This is a genomic window from Streptomyces fildesensis, from assembly GCF_016107395.1.
Taxonomy (GTDB): domain Bacteria; phylum Actinomycetota; class Actinomycetes; order Streptomycetales; family Streptomycetaceae; genus Actinacidiphila; species Actinacidiphila fildesensis.
Genome location: NZ_JAAIKO010000234.1, coordinates 1 through 322, shown reverse-complemented (window position 1 = coordinate 322; position 322 = coordinate 1). Strand labels below are relative to the sequence as shown.

At 66.5% G+C, this 322-nt stretch carries 1 protein-coding gene; it reads right to left on the bottom strand.

The features are described 5' to 3' along the window. On the bottom strand, window positions 1–322 hold a 322-nt coding region (locus C6N31_RS42730; protein WP_198359694.1), incomplete at both ends, for a condensation domain-containing protein.

Sequence of the window (322 nt, the reverse complement as noted above, 5' to 3'; positions counted from 1 at the left end):
GGCTGTCGGGGTCGTTCTGGTCGCCGAGGAGTTCGTTCTGCCACAGGGTGTAGTCCGCGTACTGCACCGGCAGTGGAACCCAGTTCGGGACTTCTCCTTGGGTGCGGGCGGTGTAGGCGTGCGTGAGGTCGGAGGCGAGGGGTCCGAGAGACCAGCCGTCGCCGGCGATGTGGTGGACGACCAGCAGCAGGACGTGTTCTTGAGAGGAGAGCTCGTAGAGGTCGGCTCGCAGGGGGGGTTCGACGGCCAGGTCGAAGGCGTGCCGGGCTGCTTGTTCGAGTACGGTCGCCAGCTCGGCTTCCGTCGTCGGAATGACGGTCAC